At 60.0% G+C, this 20,394-nt stretch carries 17 protein-coding genes; 5 read left to right on the top strand and 12 right to left on the bottom strand.

The window, feature by feature from the left end; translation table 11 throughout:
• Positions 1-30 precede the first annotated feature (30 nt).
• The 6 genes from ACA069_RS00200 to ACA069_RS00175 all read right to left on the bottom strand — a co-directional run bounded on the left by ACA069_RS00200 (position 31) and on the right by ACA069_RS00175 (position 7,702).
• A complete protein-coding gene (locus ACA069_RS00200) occupies positions 31-1,059 on the bottom strand; it encodes a DUF5924 family protein (protein WP_401268261.1) in 1,029 nt (342 codons plus the stop codon).
• A gap of 194 nt (positions 1,060-1,253) precedes the next feature.
• Positions 1,254-2,648 (bottom strand): M16 family metallopeptidase, encoded by a 1,395-nt coding sequence (locus ACA069_RS00195; RefSeq protein ID WP_497615779.1) that lies wholly within the window; start codon positions 2,646-2,648, stop codon positions 1,254-1,256.
• Between the two features lie 181 nt (positions 2,649-2,829).
• Entirely contained in the window at positions 2,830-4,488 is a 1,659-nt protein-coding gene (locus ACA069_RS00190; RefSeq protein ID WP_187677271.1) for a Na/Pi cotransporter family protein, read from the bottom strand.
• 327 nt (positions 4,489-4,815) lie between these two features.
• A complete protein-coding gene (locus tag ACA069_RS00185) occupies positions 4,816-5,583 on the bottom strand; it encodes a TerC family protein (RefSeq protein ID WP_187677270.1) in 768 nt (255 codons plus the stop codon).
• Positions 5,584-5,668: 85 nt separating this feature from the next.
• Positions 5,669-6,976, bottom strand: a complete 1,308-nt coding sequence (locus ACA069_RS00180; RefSeq protein ID WP_401268255.1) for a CitMHS family transporter — start codon at positions 6,974-6,976, stop codon at positions 5,669-5,671.
• A gap of 399 nt (positions 6,977-7,375) precedes the next feature.
• Positions 7,376-7,702 carry a DOPA 4,5-dioxygenase family protein gene (locus ACA069_RS00175; RefSeq protein ID WP_497615776.1) on the bottom strand — a complete coding sequence of 109 codons (327 nt, stop codon included), beginning with the start codon at positions 7,700-7,702 and terminating at the stop codon, positions 7,376-7,378.
• 83 nt (positions 7,703-7,785) lie between these two features.
• On the opposite strand from ACA069_RS00175, the gene ACA069_RS00170 reads away from it, so the two are divergent.
• Complete coding sequence (locus ACA069_RS00170) at positions 7,786-8,448, top strand: NAD(P)-dependent oxidoreductase (RefSeq protein WP_187677264.1); 663 nt, start codon at positions 7,786-7,788, stop codon at positions 8,446-8,448.
• Positions 8,449-8,452: 4 nt separating this feature from the next.
• Here ACA069_RS00170 and ACA069_RS00165 read toward each other — a convergent pair whose 3' ends face one another.
• Positions 8,453-9,403, bottom strand: coding sequence for a choline sulfate utilization transcriptional regulator (locus ACA069_RS00165; protein ID WP_497615773.1), 951 nt, complete (start codon positions 9,401-9,403; stop codon positions 8,453-8,455).
• 114 nt (positions 9,404-9,517) lie between these two features.
• On the opposite strand from ACA069_RS00165, the gene betC reads away from it, so the two are divergent.
• The 3 genes from betC to ACA069_RS00150 all read left to right on the top strand — a co-directional run bounded on the left by betC (position 9,518) and on the right by ACA069_RS00150 (position 13,736).
• A complete protein-coding gene (betC, locus tag ACA069_RS00160; RefSeq protein WP_489880142.1) occupies positions 9,518-11,032 on the top strand; it encodes a choline-sulfatase in 1,515 nt (504 codons plus the stop codon).
• 16 nt (positions 11,033-11,048) lie between these two features.
• Positions 11,049-11,969 (top strand): choline ABC transporter substrate-binding protein, encoded by a 921-nt coding sequence (choX, locus tag ACA069_RS00155; RefSeq protein ID WP_497615771.1) that lies wholly within the window; start codon positions 11,049-11,051, stop codon positions 11,967-11,969.
• 198 nt (positions 11,970-12,167) lie between these two features.
• Complete coding sequence (locus ACA069_RS00150) at positions 12,168-13,736, top strand: SulP family inorganic anion transporter (protein WP_497615769.1); 1,569 nt, start codon at positions 12,168-12,170, stop codon at positions 13,734-13,736.
• 81 nt (positions 13,737-13,817) lie between these two features.
• Here the strand turns inward: ACA069_RS00150 and aroE are convergent, their stop codons facing one another.
• Together aroE and hemF are read right to left on the bottom strand one after the other, a co-directional pair.
• The gene (gene aroE / locus ACA069_RS00145) at positions 13,818-14,636 is read right to left on the bottom strand and encodes a shikimate dehydrogenase (RefSeq protein WP_187677259.1); all 819 of its coding nucleotides are present in this window, start codon (positions 14,634-14,636) and stop codon (positions 13,818-13,820) included.
• A gap of 13 nt (positions 14,637-14,649) precedes the next feature.
• Complete coding sequence (gene hemF / locus ACA069_RS00140) at positions 14,650-15,564, bottom strand: oxygen-dependent coproporphyrinogen oxidase (RefSeq protein ID WP_489880145.1); 915 nt, start codon at positions 15,562-15,564, stop codon at positions 14,650-14,652.
• Positions 15,565-15,726: 162 nt separating this feature from the next.
• Here hemF and ACA069_RS00135 point away from each other — a divergent pair, with 162 nt between their 5' ends.
• Positions 15,727-16,704, top strand: coding sequence for an NADPH:quinone reductase (locus tag ACA069_RS00135; RefSeq protein WP_497615766.1), 978 nt, complete (start codon positions 15,727-15,729; stop codon positions 16,702-16,704).
• 7 nt (positions 16,705-16,711) lie between these two features.
• On the opposite strand, the gene ACA069_RS00130 is transcribed toward ACA069_RS00135, so the two are convergent.
• The 3 genes from ACA069_RS00130 to ACA069_RS00120 are packed head-to-tail and all read right to left on the bottom strand — an operon-like array spanning position 16,712 to position 20,359.
• Entirely contained in the window at positions 16,712-18,043 is a 1,332-nt protein-coding gene (locus ACA069_RS00130; protein ID WP_497615764.1) for a phenylacetate--CoA ligase family protein, read from the bottom strand.
• The gene (locus ACA069_RS00125) at positions 18,000-19,268 is read right to left on the bottom strand and encodes an aminotransferase class I/II-fold pyridoxal phosphate-dependent enzyme (RefSeq protein WP_497615762.1); all 1,269 of its coding nucleotides are present in this window, start codon (positions 19,266-19,268) and stop codon (positions 18,000-18,002) included. Before ACA069_RS00125 ends, ACA069_RS00130 begins: the two co-directional genes overlap by 44 nt.
• Positions 19,265-20,359, bottom strand: coding sequence for a DUF3419 family protein (locus ACA069_RS00120; protein ID WP_489880149.1), 1,095 nt, complete (start codon positions 20,357-20,359; stop codon positions 19,265-19,267). The genes ACA069_RS00125 and ACA069_RS00120 overlap by 4 nt, the downstream gene beginning before the upstream one ends.
• Positions 20,360-20,394 lie beyond the last annotated feature (35 nt).

Raw genomic sequence — 20,394 nt, 5'->3', positions numbered from 1 at the left:
ACGCTGGCATACGTAATAGCACGAACCTGACTACTTTTCTTTGACCGCTGTGCTGTCCGTCACTTCAAACCGCAGCACGCCGATCACTTGGCCATCCTCGGTCAGTACTCGAACCTGCCACTTGCCTGCCGGATTGCCGGGGAAATTCTGCTTGTGCGTCCACGCCCGGTAGCCTTCCTTGCGCCCGCCATGGATGTCGAGAGCGATGCGATCGACCTCTTTGCCGTTGAACTGCCAGACGTGATAAATCCGCTCATCCAGGCCGCGCGGCGCGTTGATCGCGGTGTAGGCGTAGAGCCCGCCGTTGCGGATCTGTTCGGCACTGACCTCGTCGAGGCTGGCGCCGGGGGTGCGATCCTGCATCTGCGTACTGATCGCCACGTCGCTCATCCACAGCGTCGCTGGCGGCACCCACGAACGCAGCACCCAGCCGACGCCGCCGATGCCCACCGTGATGCAGAGAATCGCCAGCGCGTTGCGCACCGTGCGGATCGGGAAGATGGAGGCCAGGCTCGGGAACGACAACACCACTGCGGTGCCCAGCGCCCATTTGAAACTCTGCGAAGTGGTCAGGTGCATGATCACCGGCAATGCAGTGAGCAGGGCGGCGAACAGGGTCAGGGTATGCAGCGCGAGAAACGCCCAGCGTCGCGGCGCCAGCCATTTGTAGTAGAGCGGATCGATCACCGAAATCAGTGCGGCGATGCTCAACAGCCCGGTGAAAATCAACTGGCCGCTGTTCCACGTCGTGGTGATGAAGAAGAACGGCAGGACAAAAAACAGGCTTTCCTGATGGATCATCTGCGTCGCGTAACGCAGCAGCGGCTGGGGAATTTCCCGTTTGAAAATCCGCGTGAACAGCTTGGTCAGGCTGTTTTCCAGCATCAGCCAGATCCAGCTCAGCAGCATGATCGTGGTGATCCAGCTCGCCAGGCCCTGTTGCCGGTCGACCAGGATGAAACTGCCGACCCCGGAGATGAAACCACCAAGCGCAATGACCCCGGGATAGCGCTTCATCAGTTCGAGGATGCGCTGGATCAGCAGGGTCAGTTTTGGCATTTTGGGGAGTCACGACACTGTAGGAAAAAACCCGGAAAGGTTACCGCCACATAACCCCTGTGGCGAGGGGATTTATCCCCGATCGGCGGCTCAGCCGTCGCAAATCCGGTGAATGCGGTTTGCCTCAATGAACGGGGTTCCTGTGTTTGGGGCTGCTGCGCAGCCCATCGGGGATAAATCCCCTCACCACAGGGTTATTGGTTGCCCACAGATTTTCGGCGGTGGTGCAAACGCCAGCCAGTCAGAATCAGCAGCAACACGCCCAGCCCACCCGCACTCAGCCACAACACCTGATCATCACTGATCAACGGCTTCTCGATCCGCAGATACCCCGGTTGCAGCAACAACTCGCGCATGGCCTTGTTCGCCGCGTCCAGCGTCACGCCCTGCAGCTCGCGGGCGGGGTTGGCGAAACGGCCGTCCTCATAGTCACCCAGCGCGCTCCAGTAGTAATCGGCCAGCGCGCTGTTGCCTTGCACCGCCCAGGCCTGATGGGCGATGGCAGCTTGTTTGATGCGGGCGAAGGTGTCCGGATCGAGGCCGTTTTTCAGCAGATCGGCCTTGAGGGTTTCCAGCACCTGGATGGCTTCGTCAACGTCATCGCGATCCAGATCAGCATTCAGGCTCATGAAGCCGACGCCACCAAACACTTCGCGCTCGGCCCACGGCCCATAAGACAAACCGTGGTTCAGGCGTATCTGTCGATACAGCGCCCAGTCGAGGTAGTCCTTGAGGATGTCGAAGGTCTGGTCGTACTGATCGTCCAGCACCGGTTCCGGCACCAGCCAGTGCAGCTTGGCGCTGTCGCCGATAAAACCACGCGTGAGGGTGCGTTCATGGGCAGCGCTGGAGCGGATGTCCGGCAGCGGGCGATGTTCGCTCGGTTCAACCGCGTCGAGCGCGCCCCAGGTGCGTTCCAGATAGGCCGGCAGCAATTTGTCGAGTTCGCCGACGACGATCAGGCTCATGTTGTTCGGCGCGTACCAGGCCTTGCGCACCTTCTCCAGTTGCTCTTGGGTCAGGTGATCAACCTCCGCGCGTTGCGGACATTTCAGGCCCAGTTCGACCGCCAGTTGATTGCTCGCGGTGTGGCCCAGATCCTGACGGTCGAGAAAGCGTTGCAGCTTGGTGTAGTGACCGCCGTCCTCACGCTCGACCACACGTTTGGCGGCGTTGATTGCGTTGTCGTCGATGCGGGTCTGGGTCAGCAGATCGAGCAGCAGGTCGAGCACTTTGCGCTGGTTCTTCGCCGGGGCTTCGATGACGAACGTGGTGTCGGCGTTGCTGGTGAAGGCGTTCCACTCGCCACCGATCGCCTGCATGCGTTCTTCGAGGCCGCCTTCGCCCGTGGCGTCGATGCCGCTGAACAGCAGGTGTTCGAGCAGGTGCGGCAGCTCCTTTTCGTCGCAGTCAAAATCGTCGAGGCCGACGCCCACCACCAGCCGGATCGCCACATGCCCGCGTTCGGTGCCGGGCTTGAGTAGCAACTGCAAACCGTTGGGCAATGCATAGCCTTCGACCTGAAAACGATCCAGGGCAAAAGAGGGGAGTGAACCGAGCAACAGACAGGCGAACAACAGGCAACGCATAACAGGCTTCCATACGGCTGATTTGGAGATCCGTGTCGCTATTCAGGCCGCCCTTCGCGAGCAGGTCGAATCGTCGCACCGTCACTCCCACAAGGGAACGTGTTTCAAAGGTGGGAGCGAGCCTGCTCGCGAAGGTCTTAAGGCTGAATCAAAGTTACTGACTAAACCCAGCCCCAGACGTTCAAGGCGAATGCGTAATGTCGCTCATATCATCCGCCGCCAGCGCCCCGGTATCCGCCGTTTCCAACACCACATACGCGCTGCCGCAAAACAGCGAATTGAGCCGTCTCATGTCTGCAATCAACTCCAGATGCAGCGAACTGGTTTCAATACTCTGCACGATCTTGCGTTGCAAACGGCTGACATGCGCATGGGCCAAACGCCGTTCCTGCGCGCGAAAGCGCCGTTTCTCGCGCAGCAACTGGCGAGCGCTTTCGCGGTCGCTGCTGAGAAATACCGACAGGCCCAACCGCAGGTTGGCGATGAGTTGCTGATGCAGGACGGCCAAATCCTCCAGCCCCTCTTCGGAAAACGAACGACGCTGCGAAGTCTTCTGCTGCTGAATCTTGCGCAGCATGCGTTCGATCAGATCACTGGCCAGTTTCAGGTTGATCACCAGTTCGATGATCTCCGCCCAGCGCCGGCTGTCGTGCTCGCCGAGGTCCTCGCGGGGCATCTGTGCCAGATACAGCTTGATCGCGCTGCACAGCGACTCGATGTCATCGGTCAGCCGACGGATTTCCTGGGTGACGGCAGTTTGTTTGCCGCGCAGTACGTCGAGGGTGGCGTCGAGCATGTTGTCGAGCAGATCGCCCACGCGTAGGGTTTCCCGCGCGGCATTGGCCAAGGCCAGGCTGGGCGTGACCAGCGCGGTCGCGTCGAGATGACGGGGTTTGGCCGTACCGTTGACCTCCGGGCGCTCCGGCAGCAGCCACGCACAGAGCCGCGCCATCGGCCCGACACTCGGCAGCAGGATCAGGCAGCGCGCGGTGTTGTAGAGCAGGTGGAAGCCGATGACCATTTCCTGCGGACTGAAATCGAGGCTGTCGATCCAGTGCACCAGCGGATCGAGCACCGGGATGATCAACAAGAGGCCGATCAGCTTGTACAACAGACTGCCCAGCGCCACTTGCCGGCCCGCCGCGTTCTGCATGCTGGTGCTCATGAACGCCAGAATGCCGCTGCCAATATTCGCGCCGATCACCAGACCGATCGCCACCGGCAGGCTGATTACCGCAGCCCCGGCCAGCGTCGCAGTCAGGAGAACGGCGGCGAGGCTGGAGTAGGAAATCATCGCGAACAACGCACCGACCAGGGCGTCGAGGAGGATGTCGCCTGTCAGAGAAGCAAAAATCACTTTCACGCCTTGAGCGTGGGTGATTGGTGCAGCCGCTTCGACGATCAATTGCAGCGCGAGAATGATCAGCCCCAAACCGATGCTGACCCGGCCCATCTGCCCGAGCCGCGTCTGTTTGCGCGATAGAAAGAAAATCACCCCGAGGAAAATCAGCAGTGGCGACAGCCACGACAAATCGAACGTCAGCACTCGCGCCATCAGCGCCGTACCGACGTCGGCACCGAGCATGGTCGCCAGCGCCGGGGTCAGCGCCATCAGGCCTTGGCCGACGAAGGAGGTGACGAGCATGGCGGTGGCGTTGCTGCTCTGCACCATCGCGGTCACGACGATACCGGCGACGAACGCGAGCCAGCGCTTGGACATATTCTGGCCGATCACATGGCGCAGATTGGTGCCGTACACCCGCAGGATGCCGGTTCGGACGATGTGCGTGCCCCAGATCAGCAGGGCGACGGCAGAAAGAAGATTGAGCAGGGTGAGCATGCAGACCCCCTGTAATAGCAGCGCCCCAGAGGAGCAAGTTGACTGTACCGCGCGGTTTCTACGTTCTGATACTTAAGCTGTAGTTGGCTAACGGTCTGGGCGCCAGCATTGCACAGCTAAAGTGCTGATTGAAACAAAAGTGTCATGAAAAGCGGTTCATGCACCCACTTGAATCCAACATATTTCCCGAATTTTGCCCAAAACAAATGTGGGAGCGAGCCTGCTCGCGAAAGCGGTGGATCAGCCAACATTGTTGTCGACTGACACTCCGTTTTCGCGAGCAGGCTCGCTCCCACAGGGGGTATTGCGTGCGCCTGGATTACCGGGTTACTGCCCCGGAATGTCCTTGCGCAGTTTCACCGGATCCTGCTGCTGTTTCTTCTTCGCCATCGCCCCACGCAGTTTGATGTTGATCGCTTCAACCGCCAGCGAGAACGCCATCGCGAAGTAGACGTAGCCTTTTGGCACATGCACGTCGAACGACTCGGCAATCAGCACGGTACCGACCACCAGCAGGAACGACAGCGCCAGCATTTTCAACGACGGGTGCTTGTCGATGAATTCGCTGATCGTGCCCGCCGCGAGCATCATCACCAGCACCGCAACGATGATCGCTGCAACCATGACCGGTACGTGCGAGACCATGCCGACAGCGGTGATCACCGAGTCCAGCGAGAACACGATATCGATGATCGCGATCTGGATGATGGTGTAGAGGAAGTTGCCGCCCTTGCCGCCTGGCGTTTCTTCGCTTTCGTCTTCGCCTTCCAGTGCGTGGTACATCTCTTGCGAGCTCTTCCACAGCAGGAACAGACCACCGAAGAACAGGATCAGGTCGCGGCCGGAGATGCCTTGGCCGAAGACCACGAACAGGTCCGCGGTGAGGCGCATGACCCAGGTAATCGACAGCAGCAACAGGATCCGCGTGATCATGGCCAGCGCCAGACCGAAAATCCGGGTGCGCTGCTGCATGTGTTTAGGCATGCGGCTGACCAGGATCGAAATCATGATGATGTTATCGATGCCGAGGACGATTTCCAGGGCGGTCAGGGTAAAGAAGGCAACCCAGATTTCAGGGTTGGTCAGCCATTCCATGTGTATTCCTTTGAGCGATTGTTAAACCGAAAAAGGTCCGGGCTTCAAACAGCGAAGCCAGGACCCGCAACGGTGAGTCTTGGGCTTATAGAGTGCTGAACACCGGGAAAGTCCCCAACAGCAGCGCAGCAATCAGAATGCATATACAAACCAGGATCGCCCATTTCAGGGTGAAACGCTGGTGGTCACCAAAATCAATACCGGCCAGAGCCACCAACAGATAGGTCGATGGCACCAACGGGCTCAGCAAGTGCACGGGTTGACCGACGATCGAGGCACGAGCCATTTCCACCGCGGTGATCCCGTAGTGGCTGGCAGCCTCGGCCAACACCGGCAACACGCCATAGTAGAACGCATCGTTGGACATGAAGAAGGTGAACGGCATGCTCACCAGCGCCGTGATTACGGCCAGGTACGGGCCAAGGAAATCAGGGATCACCGCCAACAGGCTCTTCGACATCGCATCGACCATGCCGGTGCCCGACAGGATACCGGTGAAGATACCCGCCGCAAAGATCAGCCCGACCACTGCCAGCACACTACCGGCGTGAGCCGCGACGCGATCCTTCTGCATTTGCAGGCAAGGATAGTTGACGATCATTGCAATACTGAACGCCACCATGAACAACACCGGCAGCGGCAACAGGCCGGCGATCAAGGTGCACATGAGACCGAAGGTCAGCGCGCCGTTGAACCAGATCAATTTAGGACGACGGGCATCCGGGAACTGCGAGACGCTGATTTCGCTGTGATCGATATCGTCGCCCACCAGGTGCAACTCACCCAGACGCGCACGTTCACGCTTGCCGTAGAAGTAGGCAATGATCAGGATCGCCACCACACCGGCGCCCATGGCCGGAATCATCGGTACAAAGATGTCCGAAGGGTCGACGTGCAGCGCACTGGCGGCACGGGCGGTCGGGCCACCCCACGGGGTCATGTTCATCACGCCACCGGCGAGGATGATCAGGCCGGCCATGATTCGCGGGCTCATGCCGATGCGGCTGTACAGAGGCAGCATGGCGGCCACGCAGATCATGTAAGTGGTCGCGCCGTCACCATCGAGGGAAACGACGAGCGCCAGAACGGCGGTGCCGACCGAAACTTTCAGCGGATCGCCCTTGACCAGCTTGAGGATCTTGCGCACGGCCGGGTCGAACAGGCCGGAGTCGATCATCAGGGCGAAGTAGAGAATGGCGAACATCAGCATCACGCCAGTTGGCGCCAGCTTGGTGATGCCTTCGAGCATCATCGGGCCGATCTTCGGCGCGAAACCACCGAACAGGGCAAACAGGATCGGGATGATGATCAAAGCGATCAGCGCGGACAGGCGCTTGGTCATGATCAGGAACATGAACGTGATGACCATGGCGAAGCCAAGGAAAGTCAGCATGGGAATACTCCAGGCGTAGCGCGGCTAGTTGATTGAGCGGATCGTGGGGATCAACGCAGAACGGGAAGCACGAGACGTACGGGCGGAGTGACAGCGCGGAGGCGGGCTACAGAGGACATCAGAATCACCATTGTTGTTAATTGGGCCGGGCGAGCGAGCAATCACACGCGTTGGCCAACCGGTCTGTTGCCGGAAGTAAAGCGATCCTAATGGGGCAACCTTTCAGCTACCTTTCGCTGATGAAAGCTTTGAATGAACGGTCAACCGGCCGTCGGAAGCGGCTGGAGTCAATGAAAACGGGGAGCGGAACGAAAAATCAGGCGAAGACGCTGTGATCGCAGACACATACGCTTTCAGTTCGGCGCGGCCCCGCCCATGGTCACGAACAAGAGCTGCTGATCAAAAAACAGCCAGATTCAGCGGTCGCAGTGCGCCCATCCAGATCGCATGCTCGGTGTGGTCGAGCAAGTCATCACCGGTGTCCGGGTGCAGGAACACCACCAACCCCTTGCGATTGAGTGCCAGCCACGGCAGCACGTCGCTGATCAGCTCCGGGGCGAAGGCCAACTGACAGCTCCAGTCCGGATGCGGGCCGACCGGGCGTTCGTGGACGCGGCCCATTTTCAATGGAAACAACTGCGCGGCTTGCTCGCACAAGGCTCGCGCCTGATCAATCGTGCCGGCGTCGAAATAGACGTGGGCGTGGTAGCCCTTGATCGCTTGCATCGGAAAGCCTCGCAAATCGGTTCGAACCCTCGGCGTTGCGCGTATGTCACACGCTTTACAAGGGAAAACAAAAGGGATCAGCCATGAAAAATGCCGAAACCCCGGTGGTAAAAGTGGTGCTCTATGGTGCCATGAGTAGCCTGGGCGGCGCGTTGATGGCTGAGTTGCTGCGCCGCCAGCACGAAGTCATCGCCATTCTCGACGACCTCACGGCGCTCGCGCCACGTCCGGGTTTGCGCACCAAGAGCGGTGATCTGTTTGATATCGAACGGGTCAATCAAAGCGTAGCGGGGAGTTCAGCGGTGATCTGCCTGCTGGATGCGCCGGGTTTGCCGTTCAGCAGTGATCACGTGGAAAAGTCCGTTGTATTGGGGCCGGTTGAACAGGTGCTGGCCGTCGACGCACTGGTCGATGGGCTGCAATTGGCCAATGTCGCGCGATTGTTTCTGGTGGGTGATTTCGCCGTCCTCGACGAGCCGGAGCTGGACGATCGCCTGCAACGTCACGCCGCCGAAGAAATCCGCGAAGCCCTGCAAAGCAGCCCGCTGCACTGGACGCTGGTCAATGCGCCCCACGGCGTGGCCGGATTGACGATCGAGCATTTCAGCCAGGTCGGCGGCAATCTCGAGCCCGGTCTGGCCGAACCGCTGGAGCGCTTGAATCGCGTGGCGGTGGGGATTGCCGATGAGCTGCGGCTGAATCTGCATGTGGGCCAGCATGTGAATTTTGTCGCGACGACCGAGTGAATATTTAAACGGCAATCGATGGGAGGGTCAGTCCGGCTAGCGACTCAGCGCTGCCGGCCTGCTCCGCCATCAACCAGTCGACAAACTGTTGATTCAACGCACCACGACGTTTGCGCTGGGGCAGCACCACGTAGTAACCCAGCCGCGACAGGGTGGTTTCGGCAATCGGGCGGCACAGCAAACCCTGAGTCAGCAAGTTATCCACAAGGTGACGCCAACCGATAGCCACACCTTGGCCGCCAATCGCCGCTTGAATCAACAATGTGTAATTGTCGAACCGCAACTGCCCCGGCGCTGGCGGTGTACTGATGCCAAGTTCACGGAACAGCCCGCTCCAGTCAAACCAGTTACTGCTGTTTTCACCGCGCAGATGCAGTAACGGAAACTCCAGCAGCGATTGAGCCGGCAAGGGCAGGGCCCGCTCCTTGAGCAACTGCGGGCTGCAAACCGGAAACACTTCCTCGCTGAACAGCCAATGACTTTCGCCCTGTTTAAAACGCCCGTCGCCAAACAGGATCGCCACATCGATGTCGGTGCGCAGCATGTTGTGATTACGCTCGCTGGTGACCAGGCTGACGTCGACCTGCGGATTGGCTTCGTGGAAGCGGTGCAAACGTGGCATCAGCCAGTAGGCAGCGAAGGCGAAGTCGGTGGCGACTTGCAGCACTTCGTGTTGCTGTTGTGCGCTGATCGCACTCAATCCGGCGTCGATATTCTGCAAACCGAGCTGAACCTGCTCAAACAGGATCGTGCCGACCTCGGTCAATTCGATGCCGCGATAGATGCGGTCAAACAACCGCGTGCCGAGTTGATCTTCCAGCCGTTTGATCTGCTGACTGATCGCCGGTTGCGTGGTGCCAAGCTCTACCGCAGCAGCGGTGAAACTGCGATGCCGGGCTGCCGCTTCAAAGGCCCGCAGCAGGTCGAGCGACAGATCACCCAGGGCTTCATACATAAGCTGTGCTTATCCTAGTCATTGCCCGGCGCGGGCTTTACCGTTTAGAGCATGGACTCCATGCTCGGTCGCAGCAATGTCGCATAAATATTCACTATGGAATGCCGCGATCACATGAAGCGCAAGAATATTCTTTTCATCATGGCCGATCAGATGGCCGCGCCAATGTTGCCTATCTATGGCCCGTCGCCGATCAAACTGCCGAATCTTTCGCGCCTCGCCGCCCAAGGCGTGGTGTTCGATGCCGCTTACTGCAACAGCCCGTTATGTGCACCGTCGCGCTTCACCCTGGTCAGCGGCCAGTTGCCGAGCAAGATAGGCGCCTACGACAACGCCGCCGATTTCCCTGCCGATGTTCCGACCTATGCCCATTACCTGCGCCGTCTCGGCTACCGCACCGCGCTGTCGGGGAAGATGCATTTCTGCGGCCCGGACCAGTTGCACGGCTACGAAGAGCGCCTGACCAGCGACATTTATCCGGCCGACTATGGCTGGGCGGTGAACTGGGATGAGCCGGACGTGCGGCCGACCTGGTATCACAACATGTCCTCGGTGCTGCAAGCCGGGCCGTGCGTGCGTACCAACCAACTCGATTTCGATGAAGAAGTGGTGTTCAAGGCGCAGCAATACTTGTTCGACCACATCCGCGAGGACGGCGACCAGCCGTTCTGCCTGACCGTATCGATGACTCACCCACACGACCCGTACACGATTCCCAAGGCGTTCTGGGATTTGTACGATGATGGTGATATCCCGTTGCCTACAACGCCGGATCAACACGAACTCGATCCACACTCCCAGCGCCTGCTCAAGGTTTACGACCTGTGGGATAAACCGCTGCCTGTGGATAAGATTCGCGATGCGCGCCGCGCGTACTTCGGCGCGTGCAGCTATATCGACGCCAACGTCGGCAAACTTCTGCAAACCCTCGAAGAAACGGGCCTCATCGATGACACCATCATCGTTTTCTCCGGCGATCACGGCGACATGCTCGGCGAGAAAGGCCTCTGGTACAAAATGCACTGGTACGAGATGGCTGCCCGCGTGCCCCTGTTGATAAGTGCTCCGGGCCAGTTCAGTGCGGGCCGAGTCAGCGCCGCCGTATCCACCGCCGACCTGCTGCCGACCTTCGTTGAACTGGCCGGCGGCACGCTGGAACCGGGTTTGCCGCTGGACGGCCGTTCGCTGGTGCCGCATCTGCAAGGGCAGGGCGGGCATGACGAAGTGTTCGGCGAGTACATGGCCGAAGGCACGATCAGCCCGTTGATGATGATCCGTCGTGGCGCGTACAAATTTATCTACAGTGAAAGCGACCCTTGCCTACTCTTTGACGTAGCCAACGACCCGCGAGAACTGGAAGAACTCAGCCAATCGCCGCAACATCGCCAGCTGTTCGACGATTTTCTCGCCGAGGCGCGGGCCAAATGGGACATCCCGTCTATTCATCGGGAAGTGCTCGCCAGCCAGCGCCGCCGTCGTTTTGTTGCCGATGCGTTGACCATCGGCAAGCTGAAGAGCTGGGATCACCAGCCGCTGGTGGACGCCAGTCAGCAGTACATGCGCAACCACATCGATCTCGACGATCTGGAACGCAAGGCCCGTTATCCACAACCCTGCCAAAACCAATAATGTTAAGGGGAAGTCCATGCGCAAGTTATCCACAGTACTGACGGTCAGCCTGCTGGCTCTGGGCAGCGCCTCGGCATTTGCCGAGCAAAGCTGCGAAACGGTGAAGATGGCCGACCCCGGCTGGAGCGACATCGCCGCGACCAACGCCATTACCGGGTTTCTGCTGGATGGCATGGGCTACAAGGCCAAGGTCGATACCCTTGCGGTGCCGATCACCTTTGGCGGGCTGAAAGATGGCCAGGTGGATGTGTTCCTCGGCAACTGGATGCCGGCGCAGCAGGGCTTCTACGATAAATTCGTCGCCACTGGCGATGTCACGCAATTGGCGAAAAACCTCGACGGCACCGAGTTCACCCTCGCCGTGCCGGATTACGTGTGGGACGCGGGTGTGCATAACTTTGCCGACCTGAACAAATACGCCGATAAATTCGACAAGAAGATTTACGGCATTGGTTCCGGCGCGCCAGCGAACATCTCGCTGCAAGACATCATCAAGAAAAACGACTTCGACCTCGGCCAGTGGAAGCTGATCGAATCCAGTGAACAGGCGATGCTCGCCGAAGTCTCGCGGGCGGTGAAGAAGCAGAAATTCGTCACCTTCCTTGGCTGGACGCCGCACCCGATGAACGTGCAGTTGAAAATGCATTACCTCAAGGGCGGCGAGAAGTACTTTGGCGATACCGGTAGCGTCTTCACCTTGACCCGCAAGGGCTACGCCGAGGCGTGTCCGAACGTGGGTAAATTGTTGACCAATCTTTCGTTCACTCAGGAGATGGAGAACAGCATCATGGCCGAAGTGGTGAACAAGAAGGTCAGCAATGCCGAGGCGGCGAAGGCGTGGATCAAGGCGAATCCGGCGGTGTTGGACAAGTGGCTGGATGGGGTGAAAACGGTGGATGGGAAGGAAGCGCTGACCGCCGTGAAAGCCAAGCTCTGACTCACCACTTACCTGTGGCGAGGGGATTTATCCCCGATGGGTCGCGCAGCGGCCCAAAACGCGAACTCACGGTATGTCAGATCCCATCGTGAATACCGGTTTCACGACTGCTGCGCAGCCGGTCGGGGATAAATCCCCTCGCCACAATTGTCGGACGGTACTGATAACCTTGCAAAAACTCATCATCCGCGAGGCCCCATGGCTTTCCCCAGTCGCCGCTCACTTTTCCCTTTTCTGAACTGGCTCCCCCGGCAAACCCGTGCCAGCGTCGGACGGGATCTGATCGTCGGGCTCAGCGGTGCGATTCTCGCGTTACCCCAGTCGATTGCCTACGCGCTGATCGCCGGTCTCCCACCTGAGTACGGTCTCTATGCCGCGATCATCCCGGTGTTGATCGCCTGCCTGTGGGGCTCGTCGTGGCATCTGATCTGCGGGCCGACGGCGGCGATTTCGATCGTGTTGTACGCCAGCGTGAGTCCGCTGGCCGTTCCAGCTTCACAGGACTACATCACCCTGATTCTGTTGCTGACATTCCTTGCAGGGATTTTCCAGTGGCTGCTGGGCTTGCTGCGCTTCGGCGCGCTGGTGAATTTCGTCTCGCATTCGGTGGTGCTCGGTTTCACCTTGGGCGCAGCGGTGGTCATTGCCATTGGGCAGTTACCCAATCTGTTGGGCCTGGATCTGCCGGCAAAAGCCACAGCGCTGGACAGTCTTATGGATCTGTTGCAGCACCTCGGGGCTGTGGATAAACCCTCCGTGCTGCTCGGCGTTGCCACGGTCGTGGTTGGCGTGTTGCTGAAACAGTTGCTGCCACGCTGGCCGACCCTGTTGATAACTCTCGTGCTGGCGAGTCTGCTGGTTTGGCTGTGGCCGGCAATGTTCGGCCATGTGCACCTGGTCAGTGCATTTGTCGGGCGCTTGCCGCCGTTCAGCGGACTACCACTGGATCTGGATTTGATCCTGCGCCTACTGCCAAGTGCAGTGGCGGTGGGCATGCTCGGGCTGGTCACCAGCCTGTCGATTGCCCGTTCGATTGCCGCGCGTTCGCAGCAGTTGCTCGATGCCAATCAGGAAGTCCGCGCGCAGGGCTTGTCGAATATGGTCGGGGCATTCTTTTCCGGATCGTTGTCCGCCGGCTCGTTTACCCGCTCGGGCCTGAGTTACGAGGCAGGCGCGTGCTCACCGCTGGCTGGGGTGTTTTCGGCGATCTGGGTCGCGCTTTTCGCGATTTTTGGTGCCGGGCTGATTGCGCACATTCCGATCCCGGCCATGGCTGGGAGCATTCTGCTGATCGCATGGGGGCTGGTGGATCATCGCGGCATTCGCGCGTTGCTGCGGGTCAGCCGCGCCGAATTCGTGGTCATGGCGCTGACCTGTCTGGCAACGCTATTACTGGAATTACAGACGGCGATCTACGCCGGGGTGCTGGCGTCGCTGTTCTTCTACCTCAAACGCACCTCGCAACCGCGGGTGCAGCATTGGCGTGATGGCGAAGACGATGTGCTGCGGGTCGGCGGCTCGATCTTCTTCGGCGCCAGCCATTACCTGCAAGTGCGTTTGCAACGCATGCACGGCGCGCGGGTGGTGATCGAGGCGCAGCAGATCAACTTCATCGACTATTCAGGGGTGGAGATGCTGCATCAGGAGGCGCGGCGCTTGTTGCGCCAGGATCGTAGCCTGACCTTGCGTGGCGCGCGGCCGCAAGTGGTAGAAGAGTTGAGAAAGCTTGAGGGGCCGGAGAAGTGTCCGATCCGGTTTGAGGATTGAAAAGATCGCAGCCTGCGGCAGCTCCTACATGGGATTTGTGTTCACTCTGTAGGAGCTGCCGCAGGCTGCGATCTTTTGCTTTCAGGCTAACTGCCGACGCAACTCAGCCAGGACGGGCGCCGTATCCGGGCGCACGCCGCGCCACAAAAAGAACGCCTCGGCCGCCTGCTCCGCCAACATCCCCAAGCCATCCATCGACACCGCCGCGCCATGCTCGGTGGCCCAGCGGCAGAACGCCGTCGGCTCCTTGCCGTACATCATGTCGTAGCACAGGGTTTTGCCCGGCTCGATCAGGCTTGGCGCAATCGGCGGCACTTCACCGGTAAGGCTGGCGGAAGTGGCGTTGATGATCACGTCCACCGGCTCGCGCAACCAGTCGAAACCACTGGCTGACACCGGCCCCAGATCGCAGAACAATTCGGCCAGCAACTCAGCTTTTTCCACCGTGCGGTTGGCGATGATCACCGATGCCGGTTTCTCTGCCAGCAAAGGCTCCAACACCCCACGCACCGCGCCACCGGCGCCGAGCAGCAGAATGCGCTTGCCGGTCAGGTTGAACCCGGCATTCACCGTAAGATCGCGCACCAGCCCGGCGCCGTCGGTGTTGTCACCGAGCAGCAAACCATCGGCCAGTTTGCTCAAGGTATTCACTGCACCGGCACGCTGTGCGCGGGCGGTCAGGCTGTTGGCCAGGCGATAGGCATCTTCTTTGAACGGCACGGTGACATTGGCGCCGCGACCCTGCTGGAAAAACGCCGTGGCGCAGCCGGTGAAATCGTCGAGCGGCGCCAGCAGGGTGCTGTAGTCGAGACTCTGCCCGGTCTGTTCGGCGAACAGTTTGTGAATCATCGGCGACTTGCTGTGGCCGATCGGGTTACCGAAAACAACGTAACGATCCATCACAACTCCTCGTTCAGGCCTGGGCCAGCCAGTCGCGGTCTTGCAGGAAGTACTCGGTCAGGCGTGCCTCTTCGCTGCCAGGCTCGGCTTTCCAGTCGTAGGCCCAGCGCACTTGCGGCGGCAGCGACATGAGGATCGACTCGGTACGCCCGCCCGATTGCAGGCCGAACAGCGTGCCACGATCGTAAACCAGGTTGAACTCGACGTAACGGCCACGGCGGAATTCCTGGAACTCACGCTGTTTGGCGGTGAACGCATCGTTCTTGCGCCGCTGCACGATCGGCAGGTAAGCGTCGATGTACGCATCGCCAATGGCGCGCATGAAAGCGAAGCTGGTGTCGAAGTCCCACTCGTTCAGGTCGTCGAAGAACAGCCCGCCGATGCCGCGCGGTTCGTGCCGATGTTTGATGTGGAAATAGGTGTCGCACCAGGCTTTGTAGCGCGAGTAGACGTCCGGACCGAACGGCGCACAAGCCTGCTCGGCGACGCGGTGCCAATGGATGCAGTCTTCTTCGTTGCCGTAATACGGGGTCAGGTCGAAGCCACCACCGAACCACCAGACCGGCTCTTCACCTTCCTTCTCGGCGATGAAAAAGCGCACGTTGGCGTGGGACGTCGGCACATGCGGGTTGTGCGGGTGGATCACCAGCGACACGCCGAGGGCTTCGAAGCCGCGACCCGCCAGTTCCGGGCGATGGGCGCTGGCTGACGGCGGCAGACCGCTACCGAAGACGTGGGAAAAGTTGACGCCGCCCTTTTCGATCAGCGTGCCGTTCTCGATCACGCGGGTGCGACCGCCACCGCCGGCCGGCCGGGCCCAAGCGTCTTCGACGAAGCGCGTGCCGCCGTCCTCGTTTTCGAGTGCGGTGCAGATGCGGTCTTGCAGGTCGAGCAGATAGGCCTTTACGGCGTCGGTGCGGGTCGTCATGGCTTCACCTTGATCGGGGCATCACTACGCGGCGCCCCGCAGGCGGGGGGCGGCGCAAATGGGCGCGTAGCATACCACCGCAGACCCGCGCGCCGCAGTTGACGAAGATCAAGCATGGGAGTTGGATAGGGGGCTTACAAAAGACCCAAGGAGAGCAGGCAGATGGCAAAGCGTATCCAGTTCCGCGCCCACGGCGGCCCCGAAGTGCTCGAATATGTTGACTACCAACCTGCGGAGCCAGGCCCACAGCAGGTTCGGGTGAGCAACAAAGCGATCGGCTTGAATTTCATCGACACCTATTACCGCAGCGGCCTCTATGCACCGCCAGCCTTGCCGTCCGGCTTGGGCGCAGAAGGCGCGGGCATCGTTGACGCCGTTGGCAGCGAAGTAACCCGGTTCAAGGTCGGGGATCGCGTCGCTTACGGTAGCGGCCCGTTGGGCGCCTACAGTGAACTGCACGTTTTGCCCGAAGCAAATCTGGTGCACTTGCCCGACCAAATCAGTTTCGAAACCGCTGCCGGAGTGATGCTCAAGGGTCTGACCGTGCAGTACCTGCTGCGCCAGACTTATGAGCTCAAGGGTGGCGAAACCATTCTGTTCCACGCCGCTGCCGGGGGCGTCGGTTCGCTGGCCTGCCAATGGGCCAGGGCCTTGGGTGTGAAGCTGATCGGCACCGTCAGCTCGAAAGAAAAAGCCGAGCTGGCGAAAGCCAACGGTGCTTGGGCCACCATAGATTACAGCCACGAAAACGTCGCGCAACGCGTACTGGAGCTGACCGACGGCAAGAAGGTCCCGGTGGTATATGACGGTGTCGGCAAGGACACTTGGCTGACTTCGCTCGACAGCGTGTCGCCGCGTGGTCTGGTGGTGAGTTTCGGCAATGCCTCCGGCGCCGTGGATGGCGTCAATCTGGGGATTCTCTCGGCCAAAGGCTCGTTGTACGTGACCCGACCGACCCTGGCGACCTACGCCAACAACGCCGAAAACCTGCAGCGCATGGCCGATGAGCTGTTCGAGATGATCATCAGCGGCAAGCTCAAGGTCGATATCAGCCAGCGTTATCCGCTGGCTGAAGCGGCGAAGGCGCAAACCGAGCTGTCGGCACGGCGCACCACCGGATCCACCATCCTGCTGCCGTGATACCACGCTACTCCGGTGAATACGGGGTAGCGTCCACCTCAAAAAAAAACGGCGTCTTGCCGGCGGAGGTTGTTTCGAAGCCGCTGCGGGCAAGACGCTGCACCCTCAATCCCAGTACTCCGGGCAGCCTGAGCAAAGCGCTCGCTTGCGCTTCGTCATGCAACGCCTGTTCGATGACGGCTTCTGCACTGGCTGGCAGTTTGTCCTGAGCAATGACCAGACGCATGCTGGCACCGTTGGCCTGTCGATCGATTTGTACCTGAACATCGTTAGCGTCCAGGTCGGGCAACGCTTGGGCGAGTAAGCTCATGACCTGTCGCTGCGTGATGATCGCGCCACCCAGTTTGATCGACGTCTCGACCCGCCCCTCAAGCTCCAGCACCGGCAAATTACTACCACATGCGCAATTCGATTCCTGAAGCAGAATTCGCCCACGATCACCAATCCGATAACGCAACAGCGGCACATGATCGGGCAGCAGCGACGTCAGCAGAAACTCCCCGCTTTCGCCTTCGGCCACTGCTTGCAGGGTCAATGGGTCAACGACTTCGGTCAGCATCGCATCGGCGTGCAGATGATAAAAACCATGCTCCAGGTGTGCGCACTGAAAGCCGATGGGGCCGGTCTCCGTAGAGCTGTAGCCCAGCGACCGCACTCTGATTTCAGGCCAGTCCCGAGCCAATTGCTCGCGCAGCGGTTTGCTGCAGGGTTCCCCGATGTAATAGAGCCATCTCAGACTGGCCAACTGTGTGGCATCGATATCGTCATGGTTGAACAGCGCCGCCGCGAAGGAGGGAGTGCAAATCAGCGCATCGGCCGCTTGTGACTGAATCAGCTCGGCAATCCGCGTAACGCCCATCAGCGATCCGGCGGGCAACAACCGAGCACCGATGTGCTGGACGATGGCCGCGGCGTACTGAAAAGCGCCTTGCATTTCACCGGCAGTCAGGCAGTTAACGACAACAGCTGGATGTTCGTTCGCGCCCCCAAACATCCGCGCCCCCAGCAGCACGATACTGGCGTTGAATGCCCAGGAATGGGTGATGTGTTTGCGGTTTCCGGTGCTGCCTCCCGACTTCAGGGTCAGTCCGCCACCCGGTGCACGATGCGAAGCCTCACCAAGCACGGAGAACAGCACACCGCCGTGCTCGTCCTCGACGGCTTGAATCGGCAGCCGATGCAAATCCTCCGGGCTCTGCACGTGCAGGATCTGCGGACACAGCGCACAGAACCACGGCAGTGACCGTGCATGGGCCAATTTGCGTGTAAAAGCCTGGTTTGCATGGCTCATCGGATCATCGCCCATCGCCACTTCCTCTTTGACGAATACCCAACTCATCGAAACCGCCATTAACGGCATTGGCCAGGCACGCCAACTGGGCCTGACTATGATTGGCACTGATCGCCAGACGCAGAATCGCCTCGCCCTTGGCCACCACCGGAAACAACGCGGTGGTGACGGCAATCGCTTGCCGCCGCAGGTACAGCGCCAGACTGATCGCGTCACGCTCGGCACCGACACGCACGAAACGGATGGGCGAGGCGACTTCATGGTTGCCAAGAACCGGTCCGAGCAAATCGTCGATCAGGGCAACATTTCGCCACAGGGCGGCTTGCAGCTCGCCCAGCTCTGGCGAAAGATGGATTTTTCCGGAGGCGACTGCCGCACCAACCCCGCCCATCGACAATGGCCCTCCGAACGTATAGGTCGACGCATGGCGCCTTATCATCTCGGCATCGTCCGCCGTAAGCACGGTGATCGCCCCACCGGTTGCCCCAAACGCCTTGGACAGCGAGGACAGAAGGATCAAGCGTCCGCGCAAGCGCTCATCGCCACTGGCAAGGGCATAACCACCCCCCGCCACACCGTAGATCGAAGTGCCGTGGGCGTCATCCGCATACAGATACCCTTCAAAGCGCTCCGCCAGTTGCAACAGTCGATTGATCGGATACACGCCGCGCATCGAACCGATGCTGTCGGTCAGGATGATCGGTGTATTGCCAGCCGCTACTGCCGCCGAACACGCCTGCTCGACTTGCTCCATATCCCTGCAATCGCACCGCTGTACAGGGCCAAACTGCCAAAGAATCCCTTGCAGCACTTGCATTGAAGCGTGGGCCGCCCGGTCGACGATCCAGCTCGGGCCACGGCGCAACGGATAGGACGGCAACTCACCGGATCCCAGTAAGGGCAGACAGCCCAGATGTGCACTGCCCACCGAGTTGAAGGTGACCGCGTGCCCCTGGAATATCCGGTTCAACTGTTCGTCTAGTTCACGCATTGACGGCAACAGTGCCCGGGTTCGTGCGGCGGCGAACTGCACGCCGAAGGTTTCGACGGCGTCCACGGCGCCTTGAATCAGGCGGGGATCGCACTCAAGCCCCAGATAGGAGCATGAGAGAAACTCGGTGAGCCGCTCGCCGCTGCTCAACTCGATCTCCTTGCCTTCGCGTTGTGCCAGCTTCAGGCCGTTGAGCCCGGCATCGAACAACTGTTGCTGATCTTCACGCGCCTGCCGAATACGGTTTTTGAGCCAATTGACGGTGGGTTGCTGAGTGCTCATCGAGATACCTGCAAAGGTGATGTCCGGCGATAGACCTGCACACGCCAGAGCTGGGTTCTTTCTCGTGCAATCGCTTTCTGGTAGTCGGCGGTGATATCGCCGAAGCCTGAACAATCGGGCTGGACGACGTGCAAATGGCCACGTATGACCGTCAGCGCCTCTTCGGCCAGGGACGGGCGTAACCGCTGCAAGACACTCGCACCGTCAGCTTCGGGCATGAAAGAAGGGACGTCCGAGAGCGAGACGAAGTCGACCTCCGAGAGCGTGGCAACACAGTCGAGAATGTCGGCCTGTACCACCTGCAGCTCGCACTGTTGAAGCGCCTCACGGGCACGCTTGAAAATCTTCGGGGCGCACTCCAGCGGAAAACCTTGTGGGTAGCGCAGTTCACCGAAAAACAGCATTTGCAGAAAGAAGCTCTCGCGCACCACCTGAGTGGTGAACAAGGCGTGAAAAATCTCCAGGTACGCCGCGCGGGAACTGATGCCCAGGTTGTTGGGCGGGAACGAGCCTTTGTAGAGCAGGGAATTGAGTACCGCTGCGTTGCCCAACAGCGCGATCACAGCCTTCCAGCGTTTGAGGGGAAAGCGGGTCTGGTAATACTCGATTTGCTCGCCAAGGTCGCGACAGTGGAAAACTTCACGACCTGCCTTGCCGGTAAACAGTCGGTTGACCTTCGCCAATCGCTGCAGGGTCTGCTCGAAGGCTCCCATGTAGATCGGCGCTTGCCAGTGACGGGACTGGAACAACTCGGTCAACCAGTGGCGATCGGCCTGCGGCAAATCCAGATGCTGAAATATGGACTGGCGTCGCTTGGTCGAACTGTCTGTCCGGTAACCCATGAATGCCATGAACGACGCGTGATCGGTCTGTTCCAGCAAGGCGAATCGCAGCCGGGTAAATGCCAGTTGCGGCGCGCTGATATCGGTGCAGGTCATACGCGCCGGACTGCGGGCCAGCAACGGTAAAAGCCGCCCGCCACTCCCGGCGATACCCACCACATGTCTGGCGTGCTTGGGGAGGATTGCATATTCGAGCGCTGTGTCTTCATCCCCCAGCGCATAGTTCAACCGCTGGAAATAGTCAGCCATGCCTGCCTCCTTCCCTCGGTTCTGACACTCGACGT

It is taken from the genome of Pseudomonas sp. LBUM1652 (assembly GCF_059716105.1).
The sequence above is the reverse complement of the archived record's forward strand: the minus strand, read 5'-3'. Positions and strand labels throughout refer to the sequence as shown.